The following is an 18,699-nucleotide window of genomic DNA, read 5'->3' on the forward strand; positions in this document are numbered from 1 at the left end:
CATAAAGCGTCCATGGTACTTCTTAGGTTATGGGTCGTATAAGAAATAATTTTAGATACATTACGTTTTCAAACGTAGAGCTTTTCTTACACGACCTATTGTGCGACTTAATTCTGGGTATGGATTTCTTGCACGCTTACGACGTTAGTATCTCGCCGCCATAACACTTGGCGGTCACGTTTTTACGCAAGGCTTTAACTGTGGAGCGCGCGATAATTTGAGAACCACTTGCCGCCTGAATCGCCACATCAAACATTTGCCGCGGAATAATATCCCGCAGTCGATCGACTAATTCTCGGCCACGATTTCGCGCGTTTTCTCGATGAACGATCACGGACAACGCATCAACTCGATCACCGTTAATCAACACATCCAGGCGCGTTAGCGGCGCGGCATCAAAGCGTTCAAACGAATACTCAAAAGACGCAAAGCCACGACTCGAGGATTTGAGTCGATCAAAAAAGTCGAGCACAACTTCGGCCATCGGTAATTCGTATTCGATGCTAACTTGCTTACCAAGGTACTGCATCTTCCGTTGAACACCGCGCTTCTCGATGCACAACTTCATCACCGCGCCGACATAGGTATCAGGAAGTAGCACCGTGGCCACAATGATCGGCTCGCGAATTTCGCTGATATAGTTTGGTTCAGGCAAGTCCGAAGGGTTGTCAATTTGAATGACCGTATCGTCTGTTTTGAGTACTTCATATATAACGGTTGGCGCGGTGGTGATCAACTCGAGATTGTATTCACGCTCCAGTCGCTCCTGCACGATTTCCATGTGCAGCATGCCCAGAAACCCACAGCGAAATCCCAATCCGAGGGCCGCGGATGTTTCGGGCTCAAAGAACATTGCCGCATCATTGAGTTTGAGTTTTTCGAGCGCCTCACGAAAATTGGCGTAATCGTCGCTGTGAATGGGAAACACACCGGCAAATACGCGAGGCTTAACCTCTTCGAAACCAGGCAATGGTACGCTCGCGGGATTCTTTTCCGTGGTAATGGTATCGCCCACGGGGGCGCCATTGATTTCCTTAATGCTGGAAATCAAAAACCCCACTTCGCCACAACCCAGTTGGTCTTGATCAATCATTTTGGGTGAAAAAATGCCCAGTCGATCGGCGACGTAATCTCGCCCGGTCGACATCACCCGAAATTTTTGTCCTTTTCGCAACGTGCCGTTGACCACGCGTACAAGCGACACCACGCCGACGTAATTGTCGAACCAGGAATCCACAATGAGTGCCTGCAAGGCGGCGTCAGGGTCTCCTTGTGGGGGTGGCACGGTGTGCACAAGTTGCTCGAGCAGTGCTTCGACACCAAGCCCGGTTTTTGCACTCACATGGAGCGCATCGGCGGCGTCGATGCCGATGATTTCTTCAATATCGTTGACCACCCGATCCACATCGGCGGCCGGGAGATCGATCTTATTGAGCACCGGAATAACCTCGAGCCCCTGCTCGACGGCGGTATAGCAATTCGCCACACTTTGCGCCTCGACACTCTGCGCCGCATCCACGACCAGCAGCGCGCCTTCGCAGGCGGCCAGTGATCGCGAGACTTCATAGGAAAAATCGACGTGGCCGGGCGTATCGATAAAGTTGAGCATATAGTCTTGCCCATCGTTGGCGCGGTAATTGAGTGACACGCTCTGCGCCTTGATGGTGATGCCCCGCTCGCGCTCCAGATCCATGCTGTCCAGCACTTGTTCCGACATCTCACGCTCACTGAGTCCGCCACAAATCTGGATGAAGCGGTCGGCCAGCGTCGATTTGCCGTGGTCGATATGAGCGATGATGGAGAAGTTTCGAATATTTTGCATGAATGTCGAGGCCGGGCGAGTGCGGCTGCATTATATACGGTTCGCGCGGCGAACGTCGCGTATTTAACCGGGTTTGTTGAGTCGGGCAAGCAGCGCCTCGAGATCGAGTTCGTGGCGGCACACCTCGTCGCCATCGAGCAGCAAAACCGGCACGTGCCAGCCATACTGTGCCGCGAGCTGCGCGTCAGAATCGACATCGATCACGTCGAGCGCGACGGCCGCGCCGAGCGGCGCAAATTCAAGTTCAGCAATCATCTCTTCGCAGGCTGGGCAGCTGCGGCGACTATAAAGCGTGAGCGTCGCCATCAGTGCTCCAGTACGCGAAGCGTCGGCGTGACCGGATGACGACTCGCCCTAAGGCGTAACCAGACAACGGACGCACCGAGCGCGACCAGCGCCATCAGCAACGCGCCTCGATCCGAACCAAGAGACCACTGACCGACAAGCCCTCCCGCGAGCAGCGCGGCTAGGGGTATCAAATAAACACGGGCCGCCTGGCCCAGTACCACGCGACTGTCTAGCGCCAACTCGACCGTCTGTCCGACCGAATAGGTCTGCGCGTTGGGTAACTCGATTTGGAGTTCCGGCGGGCGGCGAAACACCAACTGGCTGATCACGCCACCACCACAGCCTTCTCCACGCGCGCAGCGGGCGCAAGCCGTGCCGCGCACGCTTTTGAGCGTAACGGCATCGCGATCGATCGAGGTGATGGTGGCGCATTCGACAAGCATACTGCTATTGCACCGATTCGCCGGGACGGCGTCAAGTGTTGCGGGTGTTACTTGCGGGGACGGAAACTGTTACCGATAAATTTGACCGTATCGGGCGGCACTTCCCCCACAACCGTAATCTGAAAATCCCCTTCCAGACGGCCAAATGCATTGGTCACGCCCAGTTTTGTGGCACCGCGCATCACCGCCTGCCCGGGTGCCCGAGGTTCGGCAAAAACGGACACCGTCGCCAAACCATCGGAATACACATGGTGCTCGACGCGGGTCTCGCCATTGTCTTCGATGCGCGACACCGACAGCGAGAAGCCGCTCGGGACCTCCGCTGCATGCCACGTGGTGTTACTCAATCGCGTCGACTGAACGTTACCGACCGGTTCAATCCAGTTGAAATCCTGAGTATTGAGGGTCGACTGGAAGGCGTTTTCACCAAACGTCGGATTAAAGTCGATTGCTGTGAATTGCAGTGTTTCAATGAGCTCGCCGTGGCGGTCAACCGAATCACTGAGCAGCGGCATGGCGGTTTCCCGATCGAGCCATAGGCGATAGCCGTACCGATACTCGTCACGCGGCACGATCGCGATGCCAACCGTTTCACGGCCGGCCACTCGCTTTGATCCCTCGATGAGCTCGAATTGATAGTAGTTTGATAGCTCGTCACTGTAGTGCGGCAGGGAGGACATGAGCGGGTTTTGGTCCTGCCACAAGTCCACGACGACTTCTTTGCGCGCTTGCAAGATGCACTGAATCTGTTCGCCGTTGCGAATGAACTCGCGCGCCGGACCGGTCAACGAGGTCATACGCTCAAACACATGGCCATCCACTGACTTGTGCAGCACTTCCATCGTTTCGATCTGGTCATGCAGCGTGTGCACAAACGTACCACGATAATTCAGCGCCTCTACCGCACGCCCCATATTTTCAAACCACTGGCGGGCCGCTTCGTCGGCATGCGATGTAGCAAGCACCGTCGCGACGAGTAACACACCGGCCAGTTGCCTGGACAAAGTGCGTGTGGGAATCGGGGTCATCGTGGTGTCTCGTTTAATCGCGATTGAGGGAAGTGTACGGAGTGCATGGCCGGCAGTTATCTATTGAGCTTCGTTTCACACGCTCGACCACTACTTCGGTGGTGCGTTGTCCTGAGTGGGCACGGAGGTGTCGGCATTGGCCCCTTCTCCGCTTGGCACCGCAGTGATTGTAAACGTGGTACCCAAATCTCGGATCCCCATCACTGACTGACGTCCGAAGCCGTTGGCATAACCGCGGTGACGGAGAAGATATTGATCCATACGGCTTTGCGGCATCACGGAGGCTGGACGCACATCCGGCAGTTTGATGCGCGGCACATTTACCGGCACCAGCGCGCCGCTGTCGGTCGCCGCAATGTCGGCAACGGTATTGGCGGGAAATTCGGTGTTGTCAGCTTGGTTGAACCCCTGCACCGACAGCACCGCCACCGTCGCCACGGTGGCGGCCACCGCTAAACCACTCACGGGTCGCAGCCAACTTGGCCAACCTCCAGATGCAACGCGTTCAGACTCCGTCGATTCGACGTGGCTCACGTCGTCGATCAGCGCCGCGCGAATGCGCTCAACAACATGGCGATCAGCGGCCAGTAATTCGCCGCGCATGGCGTCGCCGATCAACGCATAGCGATTCACGGTATCGCCCAGTGCGTCGTCCTGACCTAACCGGCGCAGTAAAAGCGCACACTCTTCAGGCGGCAGCTCATCATCGAGGAAAGCGGAAATTTGTTGGTTTAATGGGTCGCTCACTTGCCCAGTCCTCCAGCCATAATTGGGCGAAGTCGTTTATCAACGGCTTCTCGTGCCCTGAATATTCGTGAACGCACAGTACCCACGGGGCAATCCATGGTTTGTGCGATTTCTTCGTAACTCATGCCTTCCATTTCCCGAAGGAGAATGGCGGTTCGCAAGTCTTCAGGCAAAGCATCGATGGCGTCCATGACCGTTTCGCGAATCTCTTCGGTGAGCAACAGCCCCTCGGGAGTGTCGGTTTCTTTCAGTCTCGCCTGCATGTCGTACTGTTCCGGGTCCTGCAAATCCAGATCGTAATCCAACGGTCGCCGTTTGGCGGCCACCAGAAAATTCTTGGCGGTGTTAATCGCGATACGATAGAGCCACGTGTAAAAGGCACTATCTCCACGAAATTTCGGCAGAGCACGGTACGCTTTAATGAAAGCTTCCTGAGTGATATCCATCGCTTCGGCCTGATCGCGCACATAGCGCATGACCAAGTTGACGATTTTGTGCTGATATTTCAGCACCAGGATATCAAACGCCTTCTTATCGCCCTGTTGTACCCGCTCTACCAGCAGCTGGTCGTTGGCGCGCTCACTCATGCTGTAACACCGGTGTTCGCAGCAACCCTACTGCCACAACGATAGACTCGTTGTCGCGGCAAAAGTTCGCGTTTGGTGACTGAAAAATGAGCGCGCATTCGATGTCCTGTTGAGTGCATTCGACGCCCGTTGAATCGGTGTCGTTCAAAGCACGAAGTGAGTCGTATTCAGCCGTCGCTGAACGTGTAAAAACCGTCTGAGACGAGCGTAAAACTGGCGCTGATCATATCGGTAAAAAACCAAGATTTCCAGGTGCTTGCCGTGCTCTTGTCGTAGCTTTATGGCGATGCAACCTGGCCCCTCAACACTACGACTAACGGTGTAGTCGCCACGGGCGTCACCGACCGAATTCCAGCTCCGCCTATTTTCGTACTTAACCGACCGATTATGTGTGCGTGCGACCGCCGCCTCAGAATCGTTGCGCTGGCGCCCCAGCGGCGTGCGCGCTCGCGCAAAAATCGGGCGCTCGGTCACCCTCAATCGCCCTTTTTCATCCAGAGCGATCTGCCCGCGCTGCTGACGCCGAAGCATCCGACGCGTCGCGCTTGCGCTTCGCGCCACCCAGATCACGCTCAAGGCAATCCCTTCCGGCGGCAAATCAAGAAACGGCAACACGGCGAGCACCAGGCCGTGAACGGCGACCAATAACGCCCTCGCGACCATCGGTACCGCGAGTGGATACGGCTTAGAGTCGACGCATGGCAGCCAAGACATGGGCGATGTCGGTGTCGTCGGCTGTGGTGTATTGATAAATGAGCGCGAGCAACTCAGGATCGGGCAGCGCGAGAAGATGTTGAAAGGCGCGACGCTGAGAGGGAGTGGCGTCTACATAATGCTTGAGAAGATACCCTTCTGTGACCTTGTCCAACTCACGCATACCGCGACGACACCGCCATTTGAGTCGGCCCATTTCCGCGTCTAGTCCCATGAGAATCTCTCCGTGCACCGACCGCTCGACGTTTTACTCGCGGCGAACCGGTTAGGCGCGCGCTACGAAGTCTGTGATCACATCAACCGACACACACTAATGACCGCGCGCACCAATGAGCTTTTTAGTTTCGGCGATGGCGCGTGCGGGGTTGAGTCCCTTTGGACACGTGTTGGTGCAATTCATGATGGTGTGGCACCGATAGATTCGGAACGGATCTTCCAGGTTGTCGAGCCGCTCGCCCGTGGCTTCATCACGCGTGTCCACAATCCAACGATAGGCTTGCAACAATATGGCCGGCCCAAGATACCGATCACTGTTCCACCAGTAGCTTGGACAGCTTGTTGAGCAACAGGCACACAAAATACACGCCGATGGCTCATCGATAAGCTGCTGATCTTCTTTGGCCTGAAATCGCTCACGATCTGGCGGCGCGGGCGTATCCGACTGAAGCCACGGCTTTATTGAGGCGTACTGGGCATAGAAGTGCGTCATATCCGGCACAAGATCTTTGACCACCCGCATGTGAGGCAACGGATAGATTTTAATGTCGCCCTTAATTTCATCCAAATCTTTGGTGCAGGCCAAGGTGTTAACACCATCAATATTCATGGCACACGACCCGCAGATGCCTTCTCGACAAGACCGCCTGAACGTGAGGGAGGAATCCACTTCGTTCTTAATTTTGATGAGTGCATCCAGCACCATCGGACCGCATCGATCGAGATCCAACTCGTACGAGTCAATACGCGGATTGTCGCCGCTGTCCGGATCGTAACGGTAGATGCGAAACGTGCGAACACGGCCTTGCGTAGATGCCTCAAAGGTCTTGCCTTTGGTCATTCGAGAGTTAATGGGCAGGCGAAATTCAGCCATCGGTAAACCTCGTTAAAACGGTCAGAGTGATGCAAACATCACCGTCAACCGCATTGTTGTATCGTACTGTTCTATCGACCAACTGGATCGAAACGCGAATCCGGCACGCGTGTCGCGCCGTCAACGTCGTCGACCTCGGCCGTCCTTTTCCTTAATACACGCGCGCCTTGGGTGGAATAGAATCGACTTCGTCGGTGTCGGTATCCATATGCACCGGGCGATATTCAAACCGTATGCCGCCGGACTCGTCAACCCACGAAAGCGTGTGTTTCATCCAATTTTCGTCATCGCGATCCGGGAAGTCCTCGCGCGCCTGGGCACCGCGACTCTCTTTCCGATTCGCTGCCGAGGCGACGGTCGCAACGGCTTGACCAAGCAAATTATCGAGCTCGAGGGTTTCAATCAGGTCGGTATTCCAGATCAATGATCGATCAGCCACTTTGACATCGGCAAAGCGCTCATACACCCCCGCCATCTTGTCAACGCCTTCGTCGAGCGATTCCTGCGTGCGAAAAACGGCCGCATGGTTTTGCATGGTTTTTTGCATATCGAGCCGGATATCGGCGGTCGACGTCGCGCCGCTTGCATGGCGGAACTTATCGAGTCTGGCTAGCGCCACGTCACCGGCGTTGTCCGCCAAAGGTCGATGTCGTTGATTGGGCTTCACCGTTTCTTGGCAATGTCGCGCCGCAGCCCGACCAAAGACCACCAGGTCGAGCAGTGAGTTCGATCCGAGTCGATTCGCGCCGTGCACCGATACGCACGCCGCTTCGCCAACCGCCATCAGACCCGGCACCACGGTATCGGGATCGCCGTTGCGCGAAGTGACGACATCGCCGTTGTACAGCGTCGGCACGCCACCCATGTTGTAGTGAACAGTGGGAAGCACCGGAATCGGCGCCTTGGAGACATCAACGCCGGCAAAAATCTTGGCGGTTTCGGCAATCCCGGGCAGGCGTTCATGAATCACTTCAGGGCCAAGGTGTTCGAGGTGAAGATAAATATGATCCTGCTCTTCACCCACGCCGCGACCCTCGCGGATTTCCATGGTCATGGAACGACTCACGACATCGCGCGAAGCCAAGTCTTTCGCGTTTGGCGCATAACGCTCCATGAAGCGCTCGTTCTCAGAATTCTTCAGTATGCCGCCTTCGCCGCGCACGCCCTCAGTAATGAGGCACCCTGCCCCGTAGATACCAGTTGGGTGAAACTGCACAAATTCCATGTCTTGAAGCGGCAATCCTGCCCGCATCACCATGGCATTACCGTCGCCAGTACACGTGTGTGCCGATGTGCACGAAAAATACGCCCGACCGTAGCCGCCTGTGGCCAATATGACCTTGTGTGCTCGATAGCGGTGCAACGTGCCATCGGCCATGTTGAGCGCGACGACGCCGCGGCATTCACCGTTTTCCATGATCAGATCGATGGCGAAAAACTCAATGTGAAACTCTGCGTTGTTTTTAAGGCTCTGCTGGTAGAGCGTGTGAAGCATCGCGTGCCCGGTGCGGTCGGCCGCGGCGCAGGTGCGCTCCGCCGTGCCTTCACCAAAATGCGTCGTCATGCCGCCAAAGGGGCGCTGGTAAATGCGGCCTTCTTCGGTGCGGGAAAACGGCACGCCGTAATGCTCAAGTTCGATCACGGCTGACGGTGCCTCACGACACATGTAGGCGATCGCGTCCTGATCGCCTAGCCAGTCCGACCCCTTAACGGTGTCGTACATGTGCCAACGCCAGTTGTCTTCGCCCATGTTGCCCAACGCGGCGCTAATGCCACCTTGCGCCGCGACCGTGTGGCTGCGTGTGGGGAACACTTTGGTGATGCATACCGTGCTCAGACCGGCTTCGGCCAGACCGAGCGTGGCGCGTAGCCCGGCACCACCCGCCCCCACGACAACGACGTCGTAGGTATGATCGACAAATTCGTAACTGCTGCTCATGTGTTAAGCCCCAAATGCAATCTTGAGAACAGAGAAGACACCGATCACTGCGATAATGAGGTGAAGAAATTTCTGTACCATTAGGCTGCCCACGCGCGAGGCGCCCTCTGCCGCGTAGTCTTCCAGCACCACTTGCACGCCGAGCTGCGAGTGATACAACACGACCAGCAGTGTGGCGACAAGCATCATGGCGTTGAACGGTTCCTGCACCCACACAACCAGACTACCGTAGTCCGTGGCGCCACGGTGGACCAGCCTCGCCAGCGACAAAATGAGCCACGCGCCCAGCGGCAGCAGCGCCACCGCACTCATGCGCTGACTCCACCAGTGACCGCTTCCCGACTTTGCGGAGCCAAGGCCCTTAACGCGGCCTAGCGGTGTCTTGCGCGTCATGATGCGCTACCGAGAATCGCGTAGGCAAACACGCTGGAAGACAGCACAAGTGAGGCGATCACGACCATCCAACCACTGCGGTAGGTCGACTCGATCGTGAGGCCTTTGCCCATGTCCCAAAACAAATGACGTACGCCATTGCATAGGTGATAAAAAAAACTGAATACGCCACCAAACATAACGAGCTGAATGAACGGGTGTCCGGTCAGCGCCTGCGCCTTGGCAAACGTCTCGGGACCGGAGGACAGCGCGCTAATCCAAAGCACCAAGAGCAACACACTCAGACTCAGCACAATGCCGGTACCACGGTGCATAATGGAAAGAACCGACGTGATTTGCGGCCGGTAAATGGTCAAGTGCGGCGAGAGCGGTCGATTATCGTTCATCGCTGCGCTCCAGGACATGGCCGGCGCCCGCTCTCAGGGCACAGATAAGTTCGTGTACAGATGATGATCATGTTGAATTGCCGATAGTGCGACTAAAAGTCTATGCAGCGGCCGCCTTTTTCCCAATCGCCATACCGCACCGGATCAGGGCCATCACGGCCGCCGATTTCCTTCGGTCGTTCATTCGCCGATGACTCATCGGTCGCGTGGTCAGACGCGGCCGCGGCTCGGTCGATATCCTCAGGTGGACGCGTGGAAGAATCCGTCTCCGAACCCGCCGTTTCCGGCGTGGTTTGAGCCGTCTGGCGAGTGTCAGCGTCCGCCGGACGTTCGGGGTCGGTTCTTCGGGGTGTGTCAGACATCTGGACTGGGTTCCGCCGTTGATCCAATACCTGTATTTTGACGACTTACCCGCCGATTAGCAATTGCTTAAGCGCCTTGTTTGTGTAAATTTACATCGTTTATCGTCCCGCTGAGAACTTCGTCACACCATGCACTTTCCGCCATTCCCTGACGACACCGATTCGCTCCTCTACACACAGGCCAAGAGCTTTGGCGTCCAAGAAGCGTTGGACCGTTCGGCAAGCGAGCCAATGGGTTACGCGGCACTGGGTGTCAAAGGGGAGGACGCGAGCGCGTTTCTTCACGGACAATTCACAGCGGACATCGCGTCACTCGCCGTCGGCGACTGCGCGACAAGTGCGCTGTGCAATCCCAAAGGTCGCGTTATTGCGCAAATGGATGTGGCGCGAACCGACGATACAGCGTTCGCTTTGGTCATGCCGCAGACCCTCGTACAGACCGTGACGGACACGCTCTCGCGTTATATTTTGCGCTCAAAAGTCACGCTTGGGGCATGGTCAGACCATCCCGTGGTCCTGTTGCGCGCCACCTCCGACGCCCTGGCCATCGGTACCTGCACAGCCAACTCGACGACATTGCGACTGCGACCCCGGTGGCTTATTGGCGACCTCGACAACGTGGAACTGGTGACGGTCGATCCCGATCGTTTGACCGTGGATGACACCGATCACCCGATCGCACTGGCGCATGTGCTCGCCGCCATCGCACCGCCAACCACACACACCGCGCTCGAACACATCCCGCAGATGCTCAACATTGATGCCTTCGATGGAGTGAGTGTGACCAAGGGGTGTTACACCGGACAGGAGATCATCGCGCGCGTTCATCATCGCGGCAGCGTGAAACGTCGGCTGCGCCGATTCTGGGTAGAGACAACGGCCACCGTGGCGCCTGGCGACCCAGTATTCACTCAGGACGGTAGCCAAGCCGGTCTGGTCGTCGAGTCCGCCGCGATTACCGACCAGCGAGTTGGCCTTTTGGCCGTGGTAAAAGAATCAGCGTTTGCGCCCGACGCGACGCTCACATGCCACGATCAGGGACTTGCTCACTGGCCACTGCCCTACACGATCTAACGCAAAGCGTTCAGCACCCCACAACCGAAAACGGGAACGGGCGGTAACAGTCAGCCTCTGCTAGCCAAAATCTTCGGGGCGCATGTGTGGAAACAGCAGCACGTCGCGTATCGATGCCGCATCGGCGAACAGCATTACCGTGCGATCAATACCAACACCCAGCCCCGCGGTGGGCGGCATGCCATATTCCAGCGCGCGAATATAGTCATGATCGTAGGGCATGGCTTCATCATCACCCGCCTCTTTGCTGCGCATTTGCTCAGCGAAACGCTCAGCCTGATCCTCTGAGTCATTGAGTTCAGAGAAGCCGTTCGCCAATTCGCGACCGGTGACGAAGAACTCGAAGCGGTCAGTGACAAATGGATCCGCGTCATTGCGACGTGATAGCGGCGACACTTCGGTCGGATACTGCGTGATAAACGTTGGCGCGATGAGTTTCTCTTCCGCTGTTTTTTCAAAAATTTCAATCTGCAGCTTACCCGCACCGTAATGAGGCTCAACGTGAATACCAAGGCGCTCGCACACCGACGCCAGGTAGTCACGATCGCGTAGTTTAGAATCATCCAGATCGGCGTTGTAGTGCCGTATCGCTTCCTCCACAGACAGGCGCGCAAAGGTGGGCTCAAAGTCGATCGTTTCGCCTTGGTACGTGATCTGGCGAGTGTTGCACAGCGTGTCGGCCAGACTGCGAAACAGCGTCTCGATCAAATTCATCAAATCGTTGAAATCCGCGTAGGCCCAATACAACTCCATCATTGTAAATTCGGGGTTGTGTCGGGTAGACAAGCCTTCATTGCGAAAATTGCGATTGATTTCATACACACGCTCGATGCCACCAACAACCAGACGCTTTAAAAACAGCTCCGGGGCCACACGCAAAAACAATGGCATATCAAGCGCGTTGTGGTGGGTGATGAATGGCTTAGCGGCGGCACCACCGGCGATGCTGTGCATCATGGGCGTTTCCACTTCCAAGAATCCCAGCGACTCCAAAAACGCGCGGGTATGGGTAATGAGTCGACTACGTAGCATAAATACGGCGCGACTGTCGTCGTTCATAATGAGGTCAACATAGCGCTGACGATAGCGCAGCTCCGTATCACTCATGCCGTGGTATTTTTCAGGCAAGGGTCGCAATGACTTGGTTAGCAGCCGCAGCTCGGTGACGTTAACCGTCAGTTCGCCAGTGCGCGTTTTGAACAACGATCCCGATGCGCCAACAATATCGCCGACATCCCAATGCTTAAACGCCTCATAGACTTCGTCCGAGACGCGTTTGGGATTAGCAAAAATCTGGATGCGGCCGCTGCCATCTTGAATCTCGGCAAAACTGCTTTTTCCCATGATGCGTTTGGCCATCATCCGACCGGCTATGTGGACCGTGACATCCAGTTCTTCAAGCGCTTCTCGATCATGCTCGTCATAGGTGGCATGAAGCTGACGCGCCACCGCATCGCGTCGAAAATCATTGGGATACGCAATGCCGGTTTCCTGCAGGGCATGCAGTTTGCTACGTCGTTCAGCGATGAGACGGTTCTCTTCTTGTGCACTCATGGAGGGTTAGCTATCCATTTAGGGTTGAATTCGAAGTATCGTTTTACACGATAGTTTTAGCACGTGCGCTCTGTAACCTTAAGGGTTTCACAGGCCATGCTTGAGGCTGGCTTCAATAAAACGATCGAGATCGCCATCGAGGACCGCCTGTGTATTGCCGGTTTCAACGCCGGTACGCAAGTCTTTGATGCGTGACTGGTCCAACACATAGGACCGAATCTGGCTGCCCCAGCCGATGTCAGATTTCGCGTCTTCGACTTGTTGAGCCTGCGAATTTCGTGCCTGTACCTCGCGCTCATAAAGCTTTGCCTTCAGCTGTTTCATGGCCGTGGCTTTGTTCTTATGTTGAGAGCGATCATTCTGACACTGAACGACGATGCCACTAGGCTCGTGCGTGATGCGCACCGCCGATTCAGTCCGATTCACGTGCTGCCCGCCTGCACCACTGGCACGATACACGTCGATGCGCAGATCGGCCGGATTGATATCAATATCGATGTCATCGTCGACTTCCGGCGAAACAAATACCGCCGCGAAGGACGTATGCCGACGGTTACCTGAATCGAACGGCGATTTTCGAACCAAGCGGTGCACGCCGGTTTCTGTGCGCAACCAGCCAAACGCGTATTCACCGCTCACGCGAATGGTGGCGCTCTTTATACCGGCCACTTCGCCGGCCGACACCTCGATGAGCTCCGTGTCGAACTCGCGCTGCTCACCCCAACGAAGGTACATGCGCAGCAACATCTCGGCCCAATCTTGCGCCTCTGTACCGCCCGAGCCGCTCTGAATATCGACAAAGGCGGCGCTCGCATCCATCTCACCAGAAAACATGCGCTGGAATTCGAGCTTTTCCAGTTGTGTCTGCAGCGTATCGCAGTCGGATTCGATCTCGCTGACCGTATCCGCGTCGTTTTCGTCTGCTGCCAACTCCAGTAATTCCCCCGCATCACCAAGCCGACTGGTCAGCAAAACGACCGTTTCGACCACATTGGCCAGACGCGCGCGCTCTTTGCCCAGTTCTTGCGCTCGCTCGGGATCATTCCAGATTTCAGGCGACTCGAGTTCGCGTTCGACTTCGGTCAGGCGCTCTTGCTTGATATCGACGTCAAAGATACCCCCTCAGCGCCTGCGTGCGCTCGCTGAGTTCTTTTATGCGGGTTTTGAGTGCGTTGGTTTCGAGGCTCATGATGCATCTCGGCGACGGTCTAGTCGTTGATCTCTACGTACAAAGCGCGCAATGTTACCATGCGGTATCGTCACAGGATACGAATGCTCATGCCCTTCACACTCGGCCGCCCGGCTCTTCGCGTTTTCGCCCGTTTGGGCACACTTGTTTTACTCGTCTTCGCGGTGCCAACGTGGGCGGATCACGATGCGGACGGCGTCAAGAATCGTCATGATCAGTGCCCCCACTCTAATGCTGGGGCGCAGGTTGACGCGCGCGGGTGTGAATTTGACGGAGACCGAGACGGCGTCGTGGATTTCAACGATCAATGCGCGCAAAGCACGCTCGGCGTAGCGGTGAACATCGATGGGTGCGCCCACGACAGCGACGGCGATGGAGTGGTCGACTTTCGCGACGCCTGTCCCAACAGCCGCGAAGGCGTTCATGCCGATGCCACCGGCTGCCCGCTCGGTGACGAATTACGTCTGCCGGGACTGCAATTTGCGAAAGGCTCGTCCACACTCAATCGGCGTGCGCGAGGGGTCCTAGATCGCGCGGCGAACACACTGGACAAATACCCGGAGCTGCTTATCGAGGTGGCAGGTTACACCGATAGCCGAGGCGACGCGGGGCGAAATCGAACGCTGAGCCAACAGCGCGCGGACTCAGTGCGACGCTATTTGGAGACCATCGGCATCGCGCGCACTCGGCTGAGCTCCCGAGGTTACGGCGAGGAGGAACCCATCGCCTCCAACGACTCAGCTGCCGGGCGCGCCATCAACCGCCGCGTGGTGCTCAAGCTTCGCTCCCCCTAAACACCGCATGGGGCGCAACCAACCGCCATCCAGTCAGCCTCACACTGGGGCGCACCCCGTTAAGCCGGCATCAGACGCTCGGCGTGGCGCACGACCAGCTGCATCGCCGACCCACCCCGCCACGTGTCGGGTTCTAGCTCATACACACAACGAATGCGCTCGCCCATCGCGATGGGCCACGTCGCCGTGCGCTCCGGCAGTGCGTTAAACCAGATGCCGCGTAATGACGTCGATCCGACACGAAGGTTGAGGGACAAATGCAGCGGCTCGGCACCTACCGCTTTTAGGCCCGTCAATTGAAACTCGCCATCGAATACGGGCTTTTCGAAACCCCGACCGAATGGTGCGAGTGCCTGAAGAGCCTGCCACGTGTCCAATGACAGCATCATCTCGTCGAGCTCGCCATCGGTCTGCACGACGGGACGCAGTTGAGTCTGCCCCAACTGCTCTTTGACCGCGTCAGCAAACACCCGCCGAAACGACGGTAACTCGGTCGCCTCGAGTGTGATGCCCGCAGCGGCGGGGTGTCCACCGAACCGCAATAGCAACCCCGGGCTTTGCGCATCAACCCATTTGAGCGCGGCGCTCACATTGACCTCGGGAATGGAACGCAATGAACCGCTAACCAAGCCTGGCTCATTGCTCGGGCTGCACACCGCGGTGACACGACCAAATCGTTCGAGCAGGCGCGACGCCACAATGCCCTGCACGCCGGGGTGAAACGCCTCATCAAACACCACTACTGTTTGATCGCTCTCCTGTAATTGGGTGTTCACGCGCTCGCGGGCAACCGCCACCATGTTTTTCTCCGTCGCGCGGCGCTGCTGGTTGTTGTCATCGAGTGTTTTTAGCCACTTTCGCGCCTCGATAAGTGTGCCAGCAGCGAGAAAGTGCCAGGCTGCAAAGGGGTCGTCCATACGCCCTCTCGCATTGATGCGGGGACCAATCTGAAAACCCAAATCGTCGACACGAAACGGTTGTTCGTGACGATCAAGCAGCTCAACGAGTGCCTGCCAGCAAGGACGTGCCCGTTGATTCAACACCGCTAAACCCGCCGAGACCAGCGCACGGTTATTGTGACTGAACAAACTCACCGCATCGGCTACGGTACCCAAACCCACCAAATCCAGATGCCGCATGAGTTTCGGCACATCGGAGGCTAGGTGGTGACGATCAATGAGTACCTGACGCAACACCGACATTAATAACCAAGCGACCGTGCATCCGGCAATGGCGACATCGGGGTAGTCGCTGTCTTCGCGCGCCGGACTTACCGTCGCGTACGCGGATTTGGGCACGCCACCGGCTGGTATACCATGGTGATCGGTCACGATGACATCGATGCCGACCTGGTGAAGACGAGCAATACGCGCTTCATCGGCGCTGCCGCAGTCAGCGGTGATGACGACATCGGGCAGTACCGCGAGCACGCGCTCACAGACCGCGTCGCTCAAGCCATAACCTTCGGTGAGACGATGCCCAATAAAGCCACTTACCCGTTCTTCGGGCACACCGAAGTCCTGCACAAGCGCCTCACGAATCAGTGTGTGCGACGTGATGCCATCCACGTCGTAATCGGTGACCACACCGATTTTTTCGCCGCGCATGATCGCGTCGGCGAGCCGCTCACCGGCACGCGACATGTCGGGCAACAATAGCGGCTGATCAAGGTGTCGAAGTGATGGCGCCATGAGCGCCGAGAAATCGGCGTCGGCATTGCTGACACGCGCCGCAATAATACGCGCAATGAACTCGTCATAACCGGCCGCCATAGCCGCGTCACGCGTAGGCGCGCACTGAGCGCGTTGTTTAATTGTCGGTATCATGACGTCTCCGAGCGTTCACATCCCGTGCTGCGCCTCTATCCACTGCACGAATACAGCCAGTCGCGTTGACCACATGCCGCTCACCCAAACCGGAACAGGTGCTGACCGTAACGCACGCAGTGACTATTCACTTGCCCTGTATGGCGAAAAAAAGGTAGCGTAAGCGGCGTGTACCGTGCGGTTGCAAAACTCACTATGCAATTTATCAAAGACACTACCAACAATGTACATTTGATCACCGGCCTCGATGACGGTGCGATTCGCGTCGATGAAGCCACCATTACCGGCAGCCTGATTCTGAGCGCCGACGCCATGACCCCATGGCCCGTCAACAACGTCGGGGACATCAACAGCGATCTTTGGCAAGTGGCGCTCGACGCTCGGCCCGAGATTATTCTGCTGGGCACCGGCACGGAGCTGGTTTTTCCTCAACCCTCACAGCTTGAATCACTGTATGCTCGCCAAATCGGTGTGGAAGTCATGAATACGGAGGCCGCGTGCCGCACGTACAACCTGCTCGTTCATGAGCATCGTAAAGTCGTCGCGGCGCTCATTCTGTCGTAACCGCGTATCGGGTCGATCTTCAGGGCTTAGGCGAAAGATAGTCGAGCGGCTTAACCGGTTTGCCGTCACGACGAATTTCAAAATGCAGCATCGGCATTTTGTTTGGTCCAACCCCCATCGTGGCAACGCGCTGCCCGCCTTTTACCTGTTCACCCTCTTTGACGAGCAACGCATGGTTGTAACCATACGCACTAAGAAAACGCTCGTTGTGCTTAATGATGATCAACTTGCCATAACCGGTCAGACCCGTACCGCTATACACCACCTTACCGTCTGCGGTCGCAAAAATAGGCGACCCGAGGCGGTTGCTCACGTTGATGCCATCGCCAACACCCGCATGGTTACGATTGGGTACGAGCTGGCCTTCGGCGGGCCAAAACCACCTCGTTGGCGCCGGTTTGGTCGGTACCGTTGTGCTCGCCGTAGCGGGGGCAGAACGTCCCCAGTCGTCGGGACGCGTTATGCGCAGTCGCTGCCCGGGCCAGATTTTATCGGGATTGGTCAAGCGGTTCCAAGCGGCGAGATCTCGCACACTGAGCTCGTAACGCAGCGCGATTACCGCGAGCGTTTCGCCGGTTTGTACGATATGGGTGTCGGGGTCCCAGCGCAAGGGATTGGCCACGCAGCCTGAAATCACCATCAGAGTGACGACGATCATCAACCGCGTTGGAAATGCCGGTGGGCCGTTCGTCGGATCGGGCTGCGTCATTCCCCGGTAAACACCCATCGCCCAGCCATAGACATGCGGCTTAATGTTTGAGCACCACTACAAGAATGACGATCGCCACAATCGCCAATACACCAAGCAAATCGATGTGCTTGCGAATCTGCGCCTCGAACGGCGCGCCGCCTACTCGAACCAAACCGGCGACCAAGAAAAAGCGTGCACCGCGTCCTACAAACGACGCCGCTACAAACACCGGGAACAGCATGCCCGTTGCGCCCGCAGCGATCGTGAATACTTTATAGGGGATGGGCGAGAAACCGGCAATAAAAACGGCCCAGAAACCGTATTCGGCAAACCACTCGCGCGCTCGATTAAGGCCATCGAGGTAACCCCACTTTTCGAGCAACGGCGTAATCTGATCGATCCCAAACACACCGATAAAATACCCCAATATGCCACCCAGAACGCTCGCAAGCGTGGTAATCAGTGCGAAGCGAAACCACCGATCCGGTTTGGCCAGCGTCATGGGAGCGAGCATGACATCGGGTGGAATCGGAAAGAACGACGATTCAGAAAAACTGACCGCACCCAGATACCAAGGCGCTTTCGGATGCTGAGACCAAATCAGTACCTTGTCATAAATCCAAGCAAACGGAGAGGTCATTGCAGTCCTTCCAACAACGGCACAAAGCGCACGTTTTCGAGTACCTCTCGTTCAAAAGTGTCGCCTTTGCGCGTCAACAGCACTAGCTCTTGATCACGACTGGGGCCGACGGGAATCACCATTCTCCCCCCTTGCGCGAGCTGCCCAAGAAGCGCCTGCGGAATCTCTTGTGGTGCCGCAGCGACCAGGATGCCATCAAAAGGCTGGAATCGGGGCAGACCTTCCCATCCGTCGCCGTGACTCAAGCGTACGTTGCGAATACCCATTTCGCGTAACAACATACGGGCACGATCCGCCAACGGCTTAATCCGTTCGATGCTGTAAATCATATTCACGAGCGGCGCGAGAACGGCGGTTTGATAACCGCAACCGGTGCCCACCTCGAGCACTTTATTAAGCGGCCCGTCGCGCAGCAGCGCTTCGGTCATACTGGCCACCACATAGGGCTGCGAAATGGTCCGGCGGTGCTGGATCGAATCCGCAACGTGCCTCGCCATTTGTTCGTCGACGAAGCGCTCGCGACACGCGCTTATGAAGACACGGCGCTGCCGATAGGGCATGGCCAGAC

Annotated in this window: 22 protein-coding genes and 1 pseudogene; 4 read left to right on the forward strand and 19 right to left on the reverse strand. The window is 56.8% G+C overall.

Annotation, left to right across the window (positions count from 1 at the left end; all coding sequences use genetic code 11):
• Nucleotides 1-148: 148 nt before the first annotated feature.
• The 13 genes and pseudogenes from lepA to AAF465_16360 form a co-directional block, all read right to left on the reverse strand.
• Nucleotides 149-1,822: pseudogene (gene lepA / locus AAF465_16300) on the reverse strand (translation elongation factor 4).
• Nucleotides 1,823-1,885: 63 nt separating this feature from the next.
• Complete coding sequence (locus tag AAF465_16305) at nt 1,886-2,128, reverse strand: glutaredoxin family protein (GenBank protein ID MEM7084291.1); 243 nt, start codon at nt 2,126-2,128, stop codon at nt 1,886-1,888.
• Nucleotides 2,128-2,553 carry a SoxR reducing system RseC family protein gene (locus tag AAF465_16310; protein MEM7084292.1) on the reverse strand — a complete coding sequence of 142 codons (426 nt, stop codon included), beginning with the start codon at nt 2,551-2,553 and terminating at the stop codon, nt 2,128-2,130. The genes AAF465_16305 and AAF465_16310 overlap by 1 nt, the downstream gene beginning before the upstream one ends.
• A gap of 47 nt (nt 2,554-2,600) precedes the next feature.
• Nucleotides 2,601-3,581 (reverse strand): MucB/RseB C-terminal domain-containing protein, encoded by a 981-nt coding sequence (locus AAF465_16315; GenBank protein ID MEM7084293.1) that lies wholly within the window; start codon nt 3,579-3,581, stop codon nt 2,601-2,603.
• Between the two features lie 90 nt (nt 3,582-3,671).
• Nucleotides 3,672-4,328, reverse strand: a complete 657-nt coding sequence (locus tag AAF465_16320) for a sigma-E factor negative regulatory protein (protein MEM7084294.1) — start codon at nt 4,326-4,328, stop codon at nt 3,672-3,674.
• Nucleotides 4,325-4,915, reverse strand: coding sequence for an RNA polymerase sigma factor RpoE (gene rpoE, locus AAF465_16325; protein MEM7084295.1), 591 nt, complete (start codon nt 4,913-4,915; stop codon nt 4,325-4,327). Before rpoE ends, AAF465_16320 begins: the two co-directional genes overlap by 4 nt.
• 144 nt (nt 4,916-5,059) lie before the next feature.
• The gene (locus tag AAF465_16330; GenBank protein ID MEM7084296.1) at nt 5,060-5,629 is read right to left on the reverse strand and encodes a hypothetical protein; all 570 of its coding nucleotides are present in this window, start codon (nt 5,627-5,629) and stop codon (nt 5,060-5,062) included.
• Nucleotides 5,601-5,843 carry a succinate dehydrogenase assembly factor 2 gene (locus AAF465_16335; protein MEM7084297.1) on the reverse strand — a complete coding sequence of 81 codons (243 nt, stop codon included), beginning with the start codon at nt 5,841-5,843 and terminating at the stop codon, nt 5,601-5,603. The genes AAF465_16330 and AAF465_16335 overlap by 29 nt, the downstream gene beginning before the upstream one ends.
• Nucleotides 5,844-5,939: 96 nt before the next feature.
• Complete coding sequence (locus AAF465_16340) at nt 5,940-6,719, reverse strand: succinate dehydrogenase iron-sulfur subunit (GenBank protein ID MEM7084298.1); 780 nt, start codon at nt 6,717-6,719, stop codon at nt 5,940-5,942.
• A 151-nt stretch (nt 6,720-6,870) separates the two neighbouring features.
• Complete coding sequence (gene sdhA / locus AAF465_16345) at nt 6,871-8,658, reverse strand: succinate dehydrogenase flavoprotein subunit (protein ID MEM7084299.1); 1,788 nt, start codon at nt 8,656-8,658, stop codon at nt 6,871-6,873.
• Between the two features lie 3 nt (nt 8,659-8,661).
• Nucleotides 8,662-9,051 (reverse strand): succinate dehydrogenase, hydrophobic membrane anchor protein, encoded by a 390-nt coding sequence (gene sdhD, locus AAF465_16350; protein ID MEM7084300.1) that lies wholly within the window; start codon nt 9,049-9,051, stop codon nt 8,662-8,664.
• Nucleotides 9,048-9,437 carry a succinate dehydrogenase, cytochrome b556 subunit gene (gene sdhC, locus AAF465_16355; protein MEM7084301.1) on the reverse strand — a complete coding sequence of 130 codons (390 nt, stop codon included), beginning with the start codon at nt 9,435-9,437 and terminating at the stop codon, nt 9,048-9,050. Before sdhC ends, sdhD begins: the two co-directional genes overlap by 4 nt.
• Before the next feature lie 92 nt (nt 9,438-9,529).
• The gene (locus AAF465_16360; GenBank protein MEM7084302.1) at nt 9,530-9,799 is read right to left on the reverse strand and encodes a succinate dehydrogenase assembly factor 4; all 270 of its coding nucleotides are present in this window, start codon (nt 9,797-9,799) and stop codon (nt 9,530-9,532) included.
• A gap of 129 nt (nt 9,800-9,928) precedes the next feature.
• Here AAF465_16360 and AAF465_16365 point away from each other — a divergent pair, with 129 nt between their 5' ends.
• A complete protein-coding gene (locus AAF465_16365) occupies nt 9,929-10,873 on the forward strand; it encodes a hypothetical protein (GenBank protein MEM7084303.1) in 945 nt (314 codons plus the stop codon).
• 60 nt (nt 10,874-10,933) lie between these two features.
• Here the strand turns inward: AAF465_16365 and lysS are convergent, their stop codons facing one another.
• Together lysS and prfB are read right to left on the reverse strand one after the other, a co-directional pair.
• Nucleotides 10,934-12,427 carry a lysine--tRNA ligase gene (gene lysS, locus AAF465_16370; GenBank protein ID MEM7084304.1) on the reverse strand — a complete coding sequence of 498 codons (1,494 nt, stop codon included), beginning with the start codon at nt 12,425-12,427 and terminating at the stop codon, nt 10,934-10,936.
• A gap of 87 nt (nt 12,428-12,514) precedes the next feature.
• Nucleotides 12,515-13,616 (reverse strand): peptide chain release factor 2 gene (prfB, locus tag AAF465_16375; protein MEM7084305.1). Its coding sequence is split into 2 segments (ribosomal slippage): nt 12,515-13,537 and nt 13,539-13,616, totalling 1,101 coding nucleotides; the frame shifts between segments, so codons are not numbered across the junction.
• 89 nt (nt 13,617-13,705) lie between these two features.
• Between prfB and AAF465_16380 the strand changes: the two genes are divergently transcribed.
• A complete protein-coding gene (locus AAF465_16380; GenBank protein MEM7084306.1) occupies nt 13,706-14,410 on the forward strand; it encodes an OmpA family protein in 705 nt (234 codons plus the stop codon).
• Between the two features lie 59 nt (nt 14,411-14,469).
• Here AAF465_16380 and recJ read toward each other — a convergent pair whose 3' ends face one another.
• Nucleotides 14,470-16,236, reverse strand: coding sequence for a single-stranded-DNA-specific exonuclease RecJ (gene recJ / locus AAF465_16385; GenBank protein ID MEM7084307.1), 1,767 nt, complete (start codon nt 16,234-16,236; stop codon nt 14,470-14,472).
• Nucleotides 16,237-16,431: 195 nt separating this feature from the next.
• On the opposite strand from recJ, the gene AAF465_16390 reads away from it, so the two are divergent.
• Nucleotides 16,432-16,800: an MTH938/NDUFAF3 family protein gene (locus AAF465_16390; GenBank protein ID MEM7084308.1), complete on the forward strand. Its 369-nt coding sequence runs from the start codon at nt 16,432-16,434 to the stop codon at nt 16,798-16,800.
• A gap of 19 nt (nt 16,801-16,819) precedes the next feature.
• Here the strand turns inward: AAF465_16390 and AAF465_16395 are convergent, their stop codons facing one another.
• Genes AAF465_16395 through AAF465_16405 form a run of 3 tightly spaced genes read right to left on the reverse strand, consistent with a single transcriptional unit; the run spans nt 16,820 to nt 18,628 of the window.
• Entirely contained in the window at nt 16,820-17,509 is a 690-nt protein-coding gene (locus AAF465_16395; GenBank protein MEM7084309.1) for a peptidoglycan DD-metalloendopeptidase family protein, read from the reverse strand.
• Between the two features lie 40 nt (nt 17,510-17,549).
• Nucleotides 17,550-18,131, reverse strand: a complete 582-nt coding sequence (locus AAF465_16400) for a YqaA family protein (GenBank protein MEM7084310.1) — start codon at nt 18,129-18,131, stop codon at nt 17,550-17,552.
• A complete protein-coding gene (locus tag AAF465_16405; protein ID MEM7084311.1) occupies nt 18,128-18,628 on the reverse strand; it encodes a protein-L-isoaspartate(D-aspartate) O-methyltransferase in 501 nt (166 codons plus the stop codon). The genes AAF465_16400 and AAF465_16405 overlap by 4 nt, the downstream gene beginning before the upstream one ends.
• On the opposite strand from AAF465_16405, the gene AAF465_16410 reads away from it, so the two are divergent.
• On the forward strand, nt 18,572-18,699 hold a 128-nt coding region (locus AAF465_16410), incomplete at its 3' end, for a protein-L-isoaspartate O-methyltransferase (protein ID MEM7084312.1). The two genes, AAF465_16405 and AAF465_16410, sit on opposite strands and share 57 nt — an antisense overlap.

This window comes from Pseudomonadota bacterium, assembly GCA_039028935.1.
Taxonomy (GTDB): domain Bacteria; phylum Pseudomonadota; class Gammaproteobacteria; order Steroidobacterales; family SZUA-146; genus SZUA-146.